The organism is Streptomyces sp. NPDC102406 (assembly GCF_044765725.1).
Classification (GTDB): Bacteria; Actinomycetota; Actinomycetes; order Streptomycetales; family Streptomycetaceae; genus Streptomyces.
Window position 1 is genome coordinate 91,362 of record NZ_JBIWKP010000014.1, and the last position, 16,491, is coordinate 107,852.

Genomic DNA, 16,491 nt, shown 5'->3' on the forward strand with positions numbered 1-16,491 from the left:
AGCTCCATCACCGAAGATGCCGATGGGCGGGCGAGGCAGGGCGCGTAACGAAGCGCCCAAAAGGGCCTGTTGCGGCGCTGAGCAGGAGGTGGGAGCGGTATCCACCCCTCGGCTCATACTGTACTTTCATGTAATATTCACCTTCTGCTTATACGTACCGCCCAGAGGCGCCTGAAGAAGGCGTCCTTTTGACGCGCTCCAGGTCCAGGGAAGCCCACATGTTTCATGCCCAGAGCACGGTCGCTCCTCGAATAAGCCTTGTCGTCCCGGTGTACAAGGTCCAGGGGTACCTGCGTGCGTGCCTCGACTCGATCCTCGACCAGTCCTTCGCCGACTTCGAGATCGTCGCCGTCGACGACCGCTCCCCGGACGCCTGCGGCCGGATCCTCGACGAGTACGCCGCGCGCGACGAGCGCGTCCGGCCGATCCACCTCGAGGAGAACAAGGGCATCGGCAAGGCGCGCGACCTGGGTGCGCTGCGCGCGCGAGGCGACTACATCTTCTTCCTGGACAGCGACGACACGCTGGCCCCGGGTGCCCTCCAGGCCATCGCCGACCGGCTGGACCTGACGGAGAACCCCGACATCCTGCTGCTCAACCACGTCCGTACGTACTGGACGAACCGGGTGCAGCAGAGCGCCGCCGGGGAACTCCTCGCCGCCGCCGGCACCGAGGTGTTCACCGCCCTGGAGCGGCCCGAGTACCTGACGATGTTCGCCGTCGTGTGGAACCGCGTGTACCGCCGCGAGTTCTACGTCGGCAACGAGTTCACCTTCACCGACGGCATCTACGAAGACGCCCTCATGGTCTACAAGACCATGCTGACCGCCGAGCGCATCGCCTGCCTGGAGCAGGTCTGCGTCGAGTACCGCCAGCGCCGCCAGGGCAACTCCATGCGTACGCCCGGCCAGAAGCACTTCGGCATCTTCGAGCAGTACGCCCGCCTGTTCGCGTTCCTCGACGAGCGCCCGCACCTGGCACCGGTGCGCGGCCTGCTCTTCGAGCGGATGGTCAGCCACTTCCTGTTCACGCTGGTGCGCGAGGACCGGATCCTGCCCAAGGACCGCCCCGACTTCTTCAAGCGCTCCTCGCAGCAGTACAACCGCTTCAAGCCCGCCGGCTTCAAGAAGCCCGAGGGCGTGGCCGGACTGCGGTTCGACCTGGTGGAGCGCGGCTCCTACACCGCCTACGCGGCCGTCCAGTTCGCCGGCTCCACGCGCGGCAAGCTGCGCAAGCGCGCCGCCAAGACGAAGACCGCGCTGGGCAAGAAGGCGTACGACCAGCTCTACCGTATGCACCTGCGGCGCCCCATCGACGAGAACCTCGCCGTCTACAGCGCCTACTGGGACCGCGGCGTGGCCTGCAACCCGGCCGCGATCTACCACAAGGCCAAGGAGCTGGCCCCGCACATCCGCGGCGTGTGGGTCGTACGGCCGAGCGAGGTGCAGAACGTGCCGGAGGGCGTCGACTACGTCGTGACGCGCTCGCCCCGGTACTGGGAGGTCATGGCGCGCGCCAAGTACCTCGTCAACAACGTCAACTTCGCCAACGAGATCATCAAGCGCCCGGGTCAGATCCACCTCCAGACCCACCACGGCACGCCCCTCAAGCAGATGGGCATCGACCAGCAGCGCTTCCCGGCCGCCGCGAAGAACATGAGCTTCCACCAGATGCTCAAGCGCGTCGACCGCTGGGACTACAGCCTCTCCTCCAACCAGCACTCCACGGAGATCTGGGAGCGCGTCTACCCCTGCGCCTTCGAGAACGTCGACTCGGGCTACCCGCGCAACGACGTGTACTTCCAGGCCGGCGCGCAGGACGTCGCCCGCATCCGCGCCGAACTCGGCATCGAGGAGGGCCAGACCGCCCTGCTCTACTGCCCCACGGTGCGCGACTACCAGAAGGGCTTCATCCCCCGCCTGGACCTGGAACGCATGTGCCGCGACCTCGGCCCCGACTTCGTGGTCCTGGTGCGCGCCCACTACTTCTACGGCGCCGACCCGCAGTTGCAGGCGCTCCAGGAGCGCGGCCTGATCAAGGACGTCTCCAAGTACCCGGTGGTCGAGGACCTCTGCCTCGCCGCCGACGCCCTGATCACGGACTACTCGTCGATCATGTTCGACTACGCCTGCCTCGACCGGCCCATCGTCTCCTACGTGGACGACTGGGAGGTCTACAGCAAGGCCCGCGGCGTGTACTTCGACCTGCTGTCGCAGAAGCCGGGGGAGACCCCGGGCGCCACCGCGACCAGCGAGGACGAACTCATCGAGGTCTTCCGCAGCGGCGCCTGGAACGACGAGCGCGCCACGGCCCTGCGCGCCGCGTTCCGCGAGCGCTTCGTGCAGTACGACGACGGCCACGCCGCCGAGCGCGCCGTGCGCACGATCTTCCTGGGCCAGCCGGCGACGCCCGCCGTCATCCCGCTCGACCAGCGCACCCCGGCGCCCACCGCGGCGGTCGCCGCGCGGCTCGTCAGCGGCACGGACCTCGTCGGCGCCTGACACCTCACCTCTCGGCACGGCCCCGCACAGTGCGGGGCCGTGCCGACGCGCACCCACCCACCACTCCACGCCACTCACGGGGAACCACCACACATGCACACCAGGATCACCAAGGCCGTCATCCCTGCCGCGGGTCTCGGCACCCGGTTCCTGCCGGCCACGAAAGCGACTCCCAAGGAGATGCTTCCCGTGGTGGACAAGCCCGCGATCCAGTACGTGGTCGAAGAGGCCGCGTCGGCAGGTCTCGACGACGTCCTGATGATCACGGGTCGCAACAAGCGGGCGCTGGAGGACCACTTCGACCGCAACTACGAGCTGGAGTCGGCCCTCCAGAAGAAGGGCGACGCGGCCCGCCTGACGAAGGTCCAGGAGTCCAGCGACCTGGCGACCATGCACTACGTGCGCCAGGGCGACCCCAAGGGCCTGGGCCACGCCGTGCTCTGCGCGGCCCCGCACGTCGGCGACGAGCCCTTCGCGGTCCTCCTCGGCGACGACCTGATCGACCCGCGCGACCCGCTGCTCGCCCGCATGGTCGAGGTCCAGGAACAGCACGGCGGCAGTGTCGTGGCGCTGATGGAGGTGGACCCCGCGCAGATCCACCTCTACGGCTGTGCCGCCGTCGAGGCCACCGAGGACGGCGACGTCGTCCAGGTCACCGACCTGGTGGAGAAGCCGGACGCGGCCGACGCCCCGTCCCACTACGCCGTCATCGGCCGCTACGTCTTGGACCCGGCCGTCTTCGGCGTGCTGCGCCGGACCGAGCCGGGCCGCGGCGGCGAGATCCAGCTCACCGACGCCCTCCAGCAGCTCGCCGCGGACGAGAAGATCGGCGGCCCGGTGCACGGCGTCGTCTTCAAGGGCCGCCGCTACGACACCGGCGACCGGGGCGACTACCTGCGCGCCATCGTCCAACTCGCCTGTGAGCGTGAGGACTTGGGCCCGGACTTCCGGGTCTGGCTGCGCAGGTACGTCACCGAACAATGCCCTGTATGACACCGAGCCGTCACATCGGCAGGACGGAACCAGGTCAAGTGAACGAATCACAGCAAGGCCAGGACGAACTCTCCTGCCTGCACGACGAGGACGACCCGGAGGCCGGACTCCCCATCGGCCCGCTGGTGTTCTTCATCGTGCTCATGGTGATCGTCCTGTGCGTGGACTGGCCGCGCACCTGAGAGCCACCTGACAACGGGACCGGCCCGAAGCCTTGGAGGCTTCGGGCCGGTCCTGTCTGTCGTGCCGGTGCTGGGAAGGTCAGCGCACGTCGACGTAGTCGGCGGACGAAGTCGCCGTGGACGTCGTGCCGTTGCCCGCGTAGGAGAAGCGCCAGGTGCCGTCGGCCGAGGCGGTGACGGTGGTCTTCACCGCGCCGGACGAGGAGCTGGTCACCGTCTTGACGGTGCTGTAGGTGCTGCTGCCGGCCTTCTTGAACTGGAGCTGCACCTGCTGGCTGCCGTAGCCGTAGTACTTGAGGTACGACCAGCTCACGCGGCTCAGGTTGCCGGAGACCGTGATCGGCTTGCCCTTCGTCACCGGCTCGGGCGAGGCGTTGAACGACGTGATCTGGGCCGCGCGCTTGATCCAGTGGTTCTTGTACGTGACGTTCTCGGCGAGGTCACCGTCCGAACCGACGGCGGCGGCGTACACGTTCCACTTGCCGTTCAGCGCGCTGTCGTACAGCTCCTCGCCAGGAGTGGCGGTCAGCTCCACCTTGCAGGTGGCCGACGTCGCGCTCCAGTGGTCGCAGTCGTACGAGATGTCGTCGCTGTTCGGGACGATGGCCCCGTCGACGCCGGTCTCGCTGTCGAAGTCGGTGCCGTGCCACAGGAACGCCTGGACACCCTCGATGCCCTCGGGGTTGGTGGCCGTCACGTAGACGCTGAACGTCTTCGCCTGCGTGCCACCGACGACGATGTCCTTGTTCCCGTTGACCGTGACCTTGGTGATCTGGATGTCGTCGACGGAACGCGCCGACATCTTGCTCCCGCCCTGGCCGACTGCGAACGACGTGACGTCCGCGACGGGCGAGGGGGTGTCGTCGGCCTGGGCGGCCGGGGCGACGAGTGCGGTGAGAGCCACGGCGCCGGACATCGTCGCGGCGGCCAGGCTGGCACGTATGCGCATAAAAGCGTCCCCAGTTGAGAAAGTGCTCCCGGTCCCCTGAGGCAGAGGGAGCTGTATCGATCAGATGAGTCTGATGACTCCTGAGGTAGACCTGTGACACGGGTCAACGGTTGTACGCGGCACGAAGTTTTTTCACCGAGCACGCCAACGGGAGAAGGCCCTGGCTGGACGGGGGGGACCAGCCAGGGCCGTACAGGTGTGGCATGCGGAGGGCGGTCGCCTCGCGGCGAAAGGCTCCATGGGGCTTCAGCCGAACGATCTTCCCCATGGGCTGGAGATGAGGCCCGGGGACACTGTCCCCTCCGCAGCCACACTCATCTGAACGATGGGCTGTACAAGGATGTTCCGGCTCCGGGCGCCAATGGGGGTGAAGTAGGACACACCGAACAGTGGGGGTGTTCAGTGCTTCGAGGCCAGGTCCAGGGTCCACCAAGGGCCGCCGGGGCCCTCGGCCCTACCGACACCCGCATGGGTGAAACGGCAGGTCAGGATGAGGTCGCGGTGTGAGGGGCTGTCCATCCACTCGCCGACGACGGCGCGCGCGGAGTCCGCGCCGGCGGCGATGGCCTCGCCCGCGTACGCGGCCCGGTACCCGGCGGCCCGCATCCGCTCCTGCGGGCCGCTCCCGTCCGTGCCGGTGTGGTCCAGACGCTCATGGCGGGCCATGTCGGCGCTGTGCGCCCGCGCGGCCCGGCCGAGCGAGGAGCGCAGCCGCACCGGACGGCACCCCGCCGCGACGCGCCGCCGGTTGACCCCGGCGACCACCTCGGCCGCCACCCCCGCGGCACGGCCGACGCTCGGCCACCCGTCGTCGGCGGGCGGGGGCCACCGCGCCACCTCGTAGGGCGGTGGCCCCGCCCAGGCCGGCTGCGCGCCCGGCAGCAGCACCGCGAGGAGCGCGCCCGTCACGCACACCAGGGACCGGAGCGATGCGACCACAGTCATCCCACCTTCTCGCTTTCCTCGGGTTCCTTTCAGCCTGGAGGGTTCTGGCGCGCTCGCAACTCCGCCGTACCGCTCTGCTCCCCTGCGCCCGGTATGGCCAGTTCCGCTCTGGCGTCCGACACGCCCCTCCGCGACGCTGCCGACGGGGACCCCACACCGGCAAGACATGACAAAAGCGTCCGAAGGAGAGTTGATGAAAGGCAAACTCCGCCACGCGTCGGTGCTCGCGCTGGGGATCGCGACGGCGCTCGTGACGGCGGTCGCCCCCGCCCAGGCGAAGGCCGCCTCCCCGTGGGCCAACTGCCCCGACGGAGCCGTCTGTCTGTACCCCGAGGGGCAGAACCCGGCGCAGAACCCCAGCCAGACCTTCTGGAGCTACGGCGCCCACAACCTGAACGGCCAGTACAACTACCACTGGATCCTCAACAACCAGTACGGCGGCGCCCACGCGAAGCTGTGCAGCGGCTACAACGGAACCGGCACCTGCCACCACGACATGGCCCCGCAGCACGGCTGGTGGACCAACTTCACGCCGGTCAACTCGGTGGTGCTCTACGTGCCGTGACAGCCGCCCCTCGAAGCGGGCCGCTCAGTCCGGGCAGGGTGTTCCGCGAGGTATCTGCAAGGGAGCGGCGAGCCGGTAGGTCCCGGGGTGCGGAGCGTGCAGGCGCACCCAGGTGCCCGCCTGGGTCACACAGCCGTAGCGGTTGAGGTACGCGACGCCCTCCTCGCTGCGCTCCTTCACCGGCTTCGGGCCCGACCGGTCCTGGCCCGCGGGCGCCCGGGACGGCCGGTGCGCGTCGGCCACGACCTCCGGCCGCTCGACCGGCTCGCCCCGGGCGTCGACCAGACCCAGCCAGGGCGAGTACCGCACGCGGACGAGAACGTCCCCGGCGGACTTCATCCGTACTTCGAGCTGGCCCTCGTCCTCGCGGACCGCGGTGGCGGGAGGGTCGACCAGCGGGGTCGCTCCCGCCACCCGGTACAGGCGCCAATGGGGGTCCGACCAGATCTTCTTCAGGTACGGCTGGCCCGCCGCGACAAGCCGTGCCTCCTGCGCGGCGCCGGTGTCGGGCCGGTCGCCGACAGGCAGGACGACGTACCGCACGGCCCACTGCTTCAGCCAGGCCCGATACGTGTGAGCGTCCAGGCTGCCGTCGTAGAACAGCTTGTTGCGGTCGAGGTCGGCCTGCCGGTTCCAGCCCCGCGCCAGGTTGACGTAGGGCACCAGGGCGGCGGCCTCGCGATGGCTGCGCACGGGCACCACCTCGACCCGGCCGCGCCCGGCGTCCCTCGTCTCCAACTGGTGCACCAGGGGCTTGAGATCCTTGCTCCACGCCTCGTCCGGGGTGGTGAGCACCAGGTCGGCCGCGGGCTTTCCGAGCTGCCAGCACGCCAGGGCGGCGAAGGCCAGCCAGACGACGCTCAGGTAGCGCACCCGTACGTGCGCGCGGGTGCGGTTGTACTCGACGGACGCCAGCAGGACGGTGCCGCCGAAGATCAGCGCCAGTCGTTCGACATTGAGGCCGACCTGCGAGGGGAAGGCCATCGTGGCGACCGTCCCGAGCGCGTAGACGATCGAGCCGAGGCGCACCGTGCGCCACTGCGGCGGGCTGAGCACGTACACGAGGGCGCAGCACCCCACGGGCAGGAGGCCGGAGATCCACGGCATCGGCTGGACACCCTGGAAGGGGAAGAGCCACGCGGACACGGCGAGCACGAGCGGGAAGGGAAGGGCGATCGCGTACGCGATGCGGCGCCTTCCCTGGAGCAGCAGCGCGGCCGCGACCACTTCGAGGAACAGGCCGGCGACCGGGCTGCTCGCCGTGGCCAGCACCGAGCAGACCACGACCCAGACGTGCCGCCACTTCGTGCCCAGCAGGCGGGGCGGGCAGGAGAAGACCAGGGCCGTGACAGCGAGCGCGAACATCAGACCGAGGCCGAAGGTGACCCGGCCCGAGGCGGCGTTGCAGACGAGGGCGACGGCCCCCCACAGCGAGGGCAGCAGCGGCCGTCGCACCCCGCCGCACCGGCTGACGATGTGCGCCAGCAACCCCGAGGACACCACCCCGATGACGATCATGGTGGTCCGCACGCCCAGCACGGCCATCACGTACGGGGAGACGAAGCTGTACGAGACCGGGTGGACGCCGCCGTACCAGGTGAGGTTGTAGGCGGAGCCCGGATGACGCCGGGCGAAGTCGGCCCATGCGTCCTGGGCGGCCAGGTCACCACCGCTGTTGGCGAAGAACAGCAGCCAGGCCACATGCAGCACGAGCCCGAGGCAGACGGAGGCCGGGACCGGCCGGAGGAGACGGCGGACCACCGGACGGTCGCGTACGCGCCGCCCGGGCGGCACATCCGCCTGCGGGGCCTTCACCGAAGAAACGCGCCGCGTCGGCTGCGCAGTCGTCACCATGGACTCCCGTCATCTCGCGCGGTCTGTGCGCAGGTCAAGGCCCCCGCGATCCTAGATCGGGGGGCGGGAGCGCCCTCACGCCACCCTGCGTTCACGGCCCCCGATGCGAGGATCTACTCGTTGAACCACTCGGACTTCACCGTCGTACCGAGGCTGTCGCCGTTCCAGGTGAGCCACATCTGATACGTGGTCCAGTTCCCGATGTTGTAGCCCTTCTTGTCACAGCCGGAGTCCCCGCCGTCGGTGACCTCGATCATCTGGGCGTAGCTTCTGTCGATGAGCTGGCCGGTCATCCCGTATCCGTCCGCGGCCGTGTCACAGACCTCGAACATGTCCCCGTCGTCGATGAACGTCATCTTTCCCTTACCGGCCGGAAAGGTGATCGTCTTGTTGGAGACGGCGAGAGCCGGGGATGCCGCAAGGGTCACCACAGCGGCGACCGCCGCGCCCGTCACCGCAATGCGAGCCATGGACCTGATCATTGAAAAACCCTCCCTGATGAGAAACTGCTCCGGAATGGACTAGCTGTGCGGGTCACTCATTGAAGAGCGCCGAGTAGACGGAGGGCCCGCCGCCGTCCCACGCCAACTCCATCTGGTAGCTGCTCGGCCAGTTGTCCACGTTCCAGCCGTCCTTGTCGCAGCCGGCGTCACCTCCGTCCGTGATGATCAGGAGATTCCGCTTGGTGTCCGAGTTCATCAGATAACCGGTCATGCCGTGCCCGTCCGCTTTGGTGTCGCAGACCTCGAACATGTCCCCGTCGTCGTGGAACACCATCTTTCCGCGATTGGGAAGAGTGAGCGTCATGTCGGTGGTGAGGGGATGGACATCCACGGCGAAGGCCGGTGTCGCGACGCCGCCGAGCGTCGCCGCGAGCACCGCACCCACCGCGGCGGCGCGGGAGAAAGAATTGGTCATGATTGTCCCTTGTCTTCGGTTCTGCTATTCGTTGAACCACTCGGAAACCACGGCATCGCCGCCACCGTTCCACCAGAGCCACATCATGTACTTCTCGTCCAGATGATTGCCGACGTTGTAGCCCTTCTTGTCACACCCGGCATCGCCGCCGTCGGTGACCTCGATCATCGTCGGGAATCCGGAAGCGCCATTTCTGAGCTGCCCCGTGACACCGTGGCCGTCGGCCCTCGTGTCACACACCTGGAACATGTCGCCATCGTCGATGTACGTCATGGTGCCCCGGCCATTGGGGAGAGAAATCTTCTTGTTGGTGTCCAAGGCACCGGCGCCCGCTGCCATGGCCGGCGTCGAGACGCCGACGACTATCGCGGCGACTGCCGCACCTGCTACGGCAAGACTGCTGAAATACTTGACCATTGACGTGTCTTTCTGTGGGGAGCCGTCATGTCCGTTGCGCCGCCCGCCGGGCATCACTCGCTGAACGCAGGCGAGGTCACGGACGGCCCGCCGCCGGACCAGGCGAGCTCCATGTAGTAGGACTTGCCCCACGAGATGTCGTAGCCGCCCTTGTCGCAACCGGCGTCACCGCCATCGGTGAGATAGAGGACAGTGGTACTGCCTTCGAGCAACTGGCCTTCGACTCCGTGACCGTCCGCTTTGGTGTCGCAGACCTCGAACATGTCGCCGTCGTCGTGGAAGGTCATGCGCCCGTGGTCATTGCTGATGGTCTTGTTGGTGATACGCGCTTGGACATCACCGGCCATGGCAGGAGCGGACGTTCCGGCGAACACGGCGGCGACCGCGGTACCGGCCACAGCAAGACGCGCGAGAGTCAGGCGCATAGATATCTCTTTTTCTCGTGGAGGACAGCGGAACGGGCGGGGCGTGTTCCGTCGAGTTGCGCCGACCATAGGGCAGCGTGATCTTTCGGTAAACCGGTTTCACCGGGCAGTCACACCGCTGCGATTGGTACGGAGCGTGAGTGAATTGAGGGTTCCTTGAGGTGCCCGACGGGTCGCACGTTCCTTTTTGGGCAATAAGGGGCGGAGGGCTCCGCACGCTCGGTACACACAGCCTTCACAAAGTGATCTACGCCACATGCGGCGGGAGCGCGCTGCCGCGCCGCTCGCGCCGGACGGTCCAGCCGCAGGTCAGCGCACCTGTCGCCGCTCACCGCGTCAGTTCCCCGCGGCGGTGGGGAAGTTGAGGCCGGGAGTGTCCGCCTCACTTCTCGCGCGCGCCCGGCCTGTCGCTGTGGCGCAGATCACTTTGTTGAGGTCATGTCTACTCAGCGTGCCGGGTTGTCCGTCCCTTATTGCCCTAAAAGCAGCTTGCGACCCGATGGGCACCTCAAGGAACCCTCAATTCACTCACACTCCGTGCCAATGCCGCTGGTGTGTCTGCCGCGTGAAACTGGTTTACCGCAAGATCACGCTGCCCTAAGGTCGGCGCGAACGCTGTGCTCCACGAGAAAAGAGAAACCCATGCGTCTGACCCTCGCGCGTCTCGCAGTGGCCGGTTCCGCCGTCGCCGCGGTGTTCGCCGGAACGTCCGCTCCCGCCATGGCCGGCGACGTCCATGTACTCGATACCAATAAGACGATCAGCAATGACCGCGGCTATATGACCTACATCGATGACGGCGACATGTTCGTGGTGTGCGACACGAAGGCCGACGGTCATGGAGTGACCGGCATCGTCCAGACCCCCAAGGCGATTCCTCTGGACAAGCTGGTCATCACCGACGGTGGCGACGCGGGCTGCGACAAGGGCGGCATCGATATCACGAACTCGTCCGACTACCGGATGAAGCTGACGTGGAACGGTGGCGGGCTCTCCGTCTACTCGGAGTGGTTCAACGAGTAAGCCGCGCTGTCCGCCCGCGAATTGCCGACCTGCGAGGAACATCTGTGACATCCGACCGACCGAGCCGCGAGAGGCCGACCGTGCAGCCCTCCGACGATTCCGGGCAGCGGACCCGTGCGACGAAAGCGCGCAGAACTCGCTCCTGGGCGGCGGTCGCCGTCGCCGTGGCACTCGTCGCGGGAGGCGCCGCGCTGGCTCTGCGTCCGGGCGGTGAGGACACGAAGGACCCGCGGGCGCAGCAGGTGCGAGCGCCGAGCACGCCGCGTTTTCAGGCGAGGCCCGGTCAGTCGCCGCCACGGGAACTCATAGCGGCAGGGCGAGTCGCCGTCTCGGGGTACTACACGACGGAGGTCGTGAAGGAGGCGAACGGCGATGCCGTCGGCACCTACAGGTGGAGCCTCTACGACGCCGCCGCCAAGCAGTACCGGACAACGGACTGGGCCTGGGTCGACGTCGCCCCCGGAATGCGGACGGCAGCGGTTCTGGAGCGGGACCTGCCCGTCGACCGGATCGGCCTCCTGGACATGCGCACCGGAAAGATCCGGCGATGGATCGAGGTGGACGAGAAGGTCGGCGGCGTCCGGTTCTCGCCCGACGGGAAGCGTCTGGTGGCCACCACCTACAGCCGCAACCCCGACGGCCTCTTCAAGGACGCGTCGTACCGGCTGAACGGCAAAAAGGTCCCGGGGCCGAAGCCGAGCCGCACCGGGTTCCACGTCATCGACGTCGAGACGGGCACCGCGCGTTTCGCCGCCCTGCCGCCGAGGAAGGACCAGCCCGGCGCCTTCGCGGGAGCCGGCCGCCATGACCTCGCCTGGAGTTCCGACGGACGGCTGCTCTGGGAACCCGCGGCCAACAAGACCGGCAAGGCGTACTACGACGAGCACGCGAAGGCGAGTCCCGTTCCCGGACGCGAGGCCTCGTTGCCCTTGGGGGGCGGCGTTCTGTCCCCGGACGGAGCGCACATGACCGGCGATTTCGCGGGCGAGGACGGGAAAATCACCTCCGAGGTCCTCGACGCGAGAACCGGGAAGCGGTCCGCGCTCGTGCCCGCGCAACAACTCCTCGCCTGGGCGGACGACAGCCACCTCATCGCGTGGAGGTGCGACCCCGACCGGTGCGAGCCGGGAAAGGGCGAATTCCGTAACCAGCTTCTCCTGGTGGGCCTCCACGGGGAGAAGCCGATCCCGCTCTCCGGTTTCCGGCAGCCGAAACTCCGCGACAAGGACCGGTGGAACCCGGTGCTGACCGAGCGCTGAGAGAAATGCGGCCTCTCGCGGCGGGCGCGATCCGGGGCGAACCGGGAACCCGCCCCGCCGCGCCCGCCCCGCCCTACGCCCGCAGCGCGTAGAAGATGAGGTCGCGGGTGTCGGCCCAGCGCCTGACCAGTTCGGACCGGCGGTCGAGCCGGGCGGAGATGTGCTGGGTGCCGAAGAAGGCGGCGATCAGGGTGTGCGCCCCGGCGTCCGGGGTGATGCCCTCGCGCAGTTCCCCGGCTTCCCGCGCCTCCGCCAGCAACTGCCGCAGCAGTTCGATCCAGCCGATGTAGGGCGTGGGGAGTGTGCCGGGAGGCAGCGGCTGTTCCATCTGGAGCCGTGCGCCTCCCCGCACGATCGGGTCGTCCCGGAAGGTGGCCGCCGTCTGGTCGAGCAGGTCGATCAGGGTGTCCATGGGGCCGAGCCCCTTGCTCTGCGAGGCCTCCAGCAGGAGGGGCCAGCGGGCGTAGTGGGCCTCGACGACCGCGATGGTGAGCGCTTCCTTGGTGGGGTAGTGGAAGTAGACCGCGCCCTTGGTCATGCCCACCTCGTCGGCGACGTCCTTGATGGACGTGCCCGCGTAGCCGCGCCGGTCGAACAGGCCCGCCGCCGCCTCCAGGACCTGGAGGCGGGTCTGGACGGCCCGCTCCTGGTGCAGCTCGGGGCTGCGTCCGGCCCGCGCCGTCTCGCCTTTGGAGCGTTCGTGCTCGGGGAACGTCGCCCGGCTGCTCCTGCGCTCCTTGTTGCCCGCTGCATTCACTGTCGTGAGCCTCCTCGCAGCTCGTACCGTCTGGGCGGGTCAGTGCTGCCCAGCTCCGAACCGCCATTGCAATATACCTTCTCGTAGGTATATTTTCGACCCGCCAGGTGGTCGGTGACCGGGGGGACTTCCAGGTCACCAGCTTCTTTCAGGGAGGGGAAAGACGTGCACGACCTTGCCATACGACCCGGTTCCGCGCCGTTCGCCGAAGGTTCCGCCGAGGTTCATGTCCCGCGGACGATGGTGCACAAGACGGTGGACCACGAGGTGCTGCTGGCGTCCGCCGCCCGCCTCACCGAGGACCGGTTCGCCGTACGGCTGCGCTGGCCCGAGGCGCATCTGCTCCACCACCGCCGCGCCGACGGCACCCGCGACTCCCTGGTCGTCGCGGAAACGATGCGGCAGGCCGGGATCTACCTCTCGCACCGTTTCCACGACGTGCCCGCCGACTACGCGTTCGTCCTGCACCGCTTCGACTTCCGGCTGACCGAGCCGGTCCGGGACCGCGGGGCGGGCGCCGACGCCGTCCTCGACATCCAGGTGCGTCGCGAGCCGGGCAACCCGAGGCGTTTTCGGATGGCGTCCGTGGCGTGGCTGGAGATCGGCGGCCGACGCGTCGGCCGGGCGACCATGGAGTGGGACGCGTTCGCGCCCCGCCAGTACGCCATCATCCGGCGCCGGGGCGGCACCCCGGACGTCGAGCGCACCACCGCACCGGCGGCCGGGCACCGTCCGCTGCCCGCCGCGCTCGTGGGCCGGGACCGGGCCGACGCCGTCCTGCTCGCCGAGGGCCCGGCCACGGCGCAGGGCTGGCGGCTGCTGATGGACACCGGGCACCCCGCCCTGTTCGACCACGCCAGCGACCACGTCCCGGGCATGGTGATGGTCGAGGCGTTCCGCCAGGCCGTCCTCGCCCGGACGACGCCGCTCTCCCCGAGCTGGACGATCCGTCACATGGACACGTCCTTCCACTCGTTCGGCGAGCTCGGCCTTCCCGTCACCATCACCGCCGAGCCCGCCGGGCAGGACACGTTCCAGCTCGTCGCCCGCCAGGGCGCGCAGCCGCTGGCCTCGGCCCGTGTCGCCGGACGTGCCGACGAGACCGGCCTGGTGCCCGTCCTGGCGGGTGCTGCCGGATGCTGAGCGATCTGCGCCGCACGCTGAGCGCCGCCCGCGAGGACCACGCCCTGGTCGAGGAGGGGCGCCGGCTGACCGACCGGGTCGCCGAGGCCCTGGTCGCCGACGGCTTCGCGCGCCACTTCGTCCCCGAACGCTGGGACGGCTGCGCCGGTACGTTCACCGCGCTGCTCGACGCGGTCTCCAGCGTGGCGGAGACCTGCGCGTCCACCGCGTGGTGCGCCTCCCTCTACGCCGCTCACGGCCGCCTCGCCTCCTACCTGCCCGAAGAGGGGCAGCGCGCACTGTGGGGCGGCACCCCGGACGTGTGCGTGGCCGCCTCCGTGGTGCCGCCGCAGGGCAGGGCCGAGCGGGTCGACGGCGGCTGGCGGATCTCCGGCGAATGGACCATGGCCAGCGGCGTCGACCACGCGGACTGGGTGCTGCTCGCCTCCTGGGCCGAGGGGCCCGCGGGCGAGGCGCGCGAGAACCGGGTCTTCGCCGTCCCGCGCCCGGACGTCAAGGTGCGGGACACCTGGCACCCGGTCGGCCTGCGGGGGACCGGCAGCAACACGGTGGAGGCCGAGGTGTTCGTCCCCGGCCACCTCTCCTTCACCGTTCGCGACCTCGCCCGGGCGCAGCCGCACGCGGCCCGTTGCCACACCGTGCCGTTCCCGCTGGTGGCCGGGCTGATCTTCGCGGCGCCCGTCCTCGGAGCCGCCGAGTCGACCCTGCGCCACTGGTGGAGCCAGCAGTGCCTGCGGACCCGCCCCGACGGCAGCACGGCAGCCCAACAGCCCTCGCAGCAGAGGGTGTTGGCGAAGGCGTCGGCGCACATCCAGTCCGCCAGGCTGCTCCTGGAGCGGGCCGCGCAGCGGGCCGACACCGCGCCGATCACCCCGCTCCTCGTCGCCGAGAACCAGCGCGACGTCGCCGCGGCCGTGGAGCTGTGCGGCACGGCGGCCGACGAGATGCTGCACTCCGCCGGCGCGCGGGCCCTGGACGACACCAACCCCTTGCAGCGCGCCTGGCGGGACATCACGGCGGCGCGCGCCCACGGCACCCTCAACTTCGAGACGGCCGCGGCCACCTACGCCCAGGCCCGGCTCGCCGCCCAGGCGGCGGAGCCCGAAGGAGCCCGATGATGCGCCGCATCGCGTTCTTCGACGTCGACGAGACGCTGCTGGCCGAGAAGAGCATGATCAGCTTCTGGCACCACTGGACCGCCCAGCTCGCCGAGGAGGGGCGGACACCGGGCGCGCTGCGCACCGCCGGGGCGGACCGGGAGACGCTGAACCGCGCCTACTTCACGCACTTCGCGGGCGTCCACCGGGTCGTGCTCCAGGAGTCCGCCCGCCGCTGGTACGCCCAGTACCGGCGCGGCCGGCGGGCCTATCTGCCCGACACCCTGCACCGCCTGCACCGCCACCGCTCGGACGGTGACGAGATCGCCCTGGTCACCGGCTCGGGCCGACTGCTTGTCCAGCCGGTCGCCGACGACCTCGGCGCGCACCACGTGCTCGCCACCGAGCAGGTGAGCGACGTGACGGGCAGGCTCACCGGCGAGGTGACCCGCTCCATGATCGGTGAGGCCAAGAGGGAGGCGATGACCGCGCTGCTGCGGCGCCTCGGCGTCCGCGCCCAGGACTGCTACGCCTACGGCGACCACAGCACGGACCTGTCGATGCTGAACGCGGTGGGCCATCCCGTCGTGGTCGGCGACGACCCGGTCCTCACCGCCCACGGCCTGGCGCACGACTGGCAGTTCCTGTCGAGGACCCCCGGTCCCCGCCTCGCCCCGGCCGAGGTGATGCGCGTCGGCTGACCGGTCTGGCCCCGGAGGCCCATGTGGCCCCTGTGGGCCAGACTCATCGGCAGAAAAAATACCTTCGGGAGGGTATTTTGTTGGCATGCAGCATTCACCGCCCCGGTGCGGCACGTCGGACACGGGAACGAGAGGTCCGTGATGAGCCAGCCACGCGCCCAGCGCACGCGCCGACGGCTCCTGCGCGCCGCCGCCCAGGAGTTCGCCACCCTCGGCTACTCCGGGGCCCGGCTGACGGACGTGGTCGACCGGATCGGCATGACCAAAGGCGCCCTGTACGGGCACTTCACCTCCAAGCAGGACCTGGCCACCGCCGTCCGCGACGAAGCCATGTGCCGCTGGGAGACCCTCCGGCGAGAGGTGGCCGCGACCTGCCCCGACGCCCTCGGACGGCTCCGGGCGCTGGCCGAGCGGCTGGTGCGCTACATGGAGCGCGACCCGCACTTCCGCGCCGCGATCAGGTTCGCCTCGGACGGGCGACCCGGACCGGGGGAGCGGGACCTGCTCGCCGCGGTCGCGGCCCATCTCGCCGCCCTGGCACGGCAGGCGGAGGACGACGGACAACTGACGTCGGCCCTGCCCGCCCGCACCTTCGCCGACCTGCTCGTCGCCACCGTCTTCGCCGGCGAGCAGTCGGGCTCCGACCGGCGCACCCGGCTCAGCGGACTCTGGGACCTGCTGGACCACACCCGATGACCCAGGACCGCTCCCCCACCCCCCGTAACGACGCGCCTCACCCCACCGGCGCGGAAAGGCAGCGGA

18 protein-coding genes are annotated in these 16,491 nt (G+C 69.5%); 10 read left to right on the forward strand and 8 right to left on the reverse strand.

The genetic code is table 11. The features are described from left to right. Positions 1–218 precede the first annotated feature (218 nt). The 3 genes from ACIRF8_RS34130 (at position 219) to ACIRF8_RS34140 (ending at position 3,676) form a co-directional block, all read left to right on the forward strand. Positions 219–2,501 (forward strand): CDP-glycerol glycerophosphotransferase family protein, encoded by a 2,283-nt coding sequence (locus ACIRF8_RS34130; RefSeq protein WP_404221449.1) that lies wholly within the window; start codon positions 219–221, stop codon positions 2,499–2,501. A gap of 93 nt (positions 2,502–2,594) precedes the next feature. After that, entirely contained in the window at positions 2,595–3,494 is a 900-nt protein-coding gene (gene galU, locus ACIRF8_RS34135) for a UTP--glucose-1-phosphate uridylyltransferase GalU (RefSeq protein ID WP_404221452.1), read from the forward strand. Between the two features lie 38 nt (positions 3,495–3,532). Then, positions 3,533–3,676, forward strand: a complete 144-nt coding sequence (locus ACIRF8_RS34140) for a hypothetical protein (RefSeq protein ID WP_404221455.1) — start codon at positions 3,533–3,535, stop codon at positions 3,674–3,676. 79 nt (positions 3,677–3,755) lie between these two features. On the opposite strand, the gene ACIRF8_RS34145 is transcribed toward ACIRF8_RS34140, so the two are convergent. Next, a complete protein-coding gene (locus tag ACIRF8_RS34145; RefSeq protein ID WP_404221457.1) occupies positions 3,756–4,625 on the reverse strand; it encodes a calcium-binding protein in 870 nt (289 codons plus the stop codon). A 399-nt stretch (positions 4,626–5,024) separates the two neighbouring features. Beyond that, on the reverse strand, positions 5,025–5,570 hold the full coding sequence (locus tag ACIRF8_RS34150) for a CAP domain-containing protein (RefSeq protein WP_404221460.1): 546 nt from the start codon (positions 5,568–5,570) through the stop codon (positions 5,025–5,027). A gap of 193 nt (positions 5,571–5,763) precedes the next feature. On the opposite strand from ACIRF8_RS34150, the gene ACIRF8_RS34155 reads away from it, so the two are divergent. Further along, positions 5,764–6,135, forward strand: coding sequence for a hypothetical protein (locus ACIRF8_RS34155; protein ID WP_404221462.1), 372 nt, complete (start codon positions 5,764–5,766; stop codon positions 6,133–6,135). Between the two features lie 24 nt (positions 6,136–6,159). Here the strand turns inward: ACIRF8_RS34155 and ACIRF8_RS34160 are convergent, their stop codons facing one another. From ACIRF8_RS34160 to ACIRF8_RS34180, 5 genes are all read right to left on the reverse strand, one after another. Continuing rightward, positions 6,160–7,989, reverse strand: a complete 1,830-nt coding sequence (locus ACIRF8_RS34160; protein WP_404221464.1) for an MFS transporter — start codon at positions 7,987–7,989, stop codon at positions 6,160–6,162. A gap of 113 nt (positions 7,990–8,102) precedes the next feature. Further along, entirely contained in the window at positions 8,103–8,459 is a 357-nt protein-coding gene (locus tag ACIRF8_RS34165; protein ID WP_404221466.1) for a hypothetical protein, read from the reverse strand. Between the two features lie 64 nt (positions 8,460–8,523). Then, a complete protein-coding gene (locus tag ACIRF8_RS34170) occupies positions 8,524–8,907 on the reverse strand; it encodes a hypothetical protein (RefSeq protein ID WP_404221468.1) in 384 nt (127 codons plus the stop codon). Positions 8,908–8,931: 24 nt separating this feature from the next. Beyond that, the gene (locus tag ACIRF8_RS34175) at positions 8,932–9,324 is read right to left on the reverse strand and encodes a hypothetical protein (protein ID WP_404221470.1); all 393 of its coding nucleotides are present in this window, start codon (positions 9,322–9,324) and stop codon (positions 8,932–8,934) included. A gap of 53 nt (positions 9,325–9,377) precedes the next feature. Continuing rightward, entirely contained in the window at positions 9,378–9,749 is a 372-nt protein-coding gene (locus ACIRF8_RS34180; protein ID WP_404221472.1) for a hypothetical protein, read from the reverse strand. Between the two features lie 642 nt (positions 9,750–10,391). Here ACIRF8_RS34180 and ACIRF8_RS34185 point away from each other — a divergent pair. Both ACIRF8_RS34185 and ACIRF8_RS34190 read left to right on the forward strand, forming a co-directional pair. Next, positions 10,392–10,772: a hypothetical protein gene (locus tag ACIRF8_RS34185; RefSeq protein WP_404221474.1), complete on the forward strand. Its 381-nt coding sequence runs from the start codon at positions 10,392–10,394 to the stop codon at positions 10,770–10,772. Between the two features lie 44 nt (positions 10,773–10,816). Beyond that, positions 10,817–12,031 carry a hypothetical protein gene (locus ACIRF8_RS34190; protein ID WP_404221476.1) on the forward strand — a complete coding sequence of 405 codons (1,215 nt, stop codon included), beginning with the start codon at positions 10,817–10,819 and terminating at the stop codon, positions 12,029–12,031. A 73-nt stretch (positions 12,032–12,104) separates the two neighbouring features. Here the strand turns inward: ACIRF8_RS34190 and ACIRF8_RS34195 are convergent, their stop codons facing one another. Then, positions 12,105–12,788 carry a ScbR family autoregulator-binding transcription factor gene (locus ACIRF8_RS34195; protein ID WP_404221478.1) on the reverse strand — a complete coding sequence of 228 codons (684 nt, stop codon included), beginning with the start codon at positions 12,786–12,788 and terminating at the stop codon, positions 12,105–12,107. Positions 12,789–12,953: 165 nt separating this feature from the next. Between ACIRF8_RS34195 and ACIRF8_RS34200 the strand changes: the two genes are divergently transcribed. From ACIRF8_RS34200 to ACIRF8_RS34215, 4 genes are all read left to right on the forward strand, one after another. After that, entirely contained in the window at positions 12,954–13,931 is a 978-nt protein-coding gene (locus ACIRF8_RS34200; RefSeq protein ID WP_404221480.1) for a ScbA/BarX family gamma-butyrolactone biosynthesis protein, read from the forward strand. Continuing rightward, positions 13,925–15,049 (forward strand): acyl-CoA dehydrogenase family protein, encoded by a 1,125-nt coding sequence (locus ACIRF8_RS34205; RefSeq protein WP_404221482.1) that lies wholly within the window; start codon positions 13,925–13,927, stop codon positions 15,047–15,049. Before ACIRF8_RS34200 ends, ACIRF8_RS34205 begins: the two co-directional genes overlap by 7 nt. Beyond that, entirely contained in the window at positions 15,046–15,729 is a 684-nt protein-coding gene (locus tag ACIRF8_RS34210) for an HAD family hydrolase (RefSeq protein WP_404221484.1), read from the forward strand. Before ACIRF8_RS34205 ends, ACIRF8_RS34210 begins: the two co-directional genes overlap by 4 nt. 141 nt (positions 15,730–15,870) lie before the next feature. After that, complete coding sequence (locus ACIRF8_RS34215) at positions 15,871–16,425, forward strand: TetR family transcriptional regulator (protein ID WP_404221486.1); 555 nt, start codon at positions 15,871–15,873, stop codon at positions 16,423–16,425. Positions 16,426–16,491 lie beyond the last annotated feature (66 nt).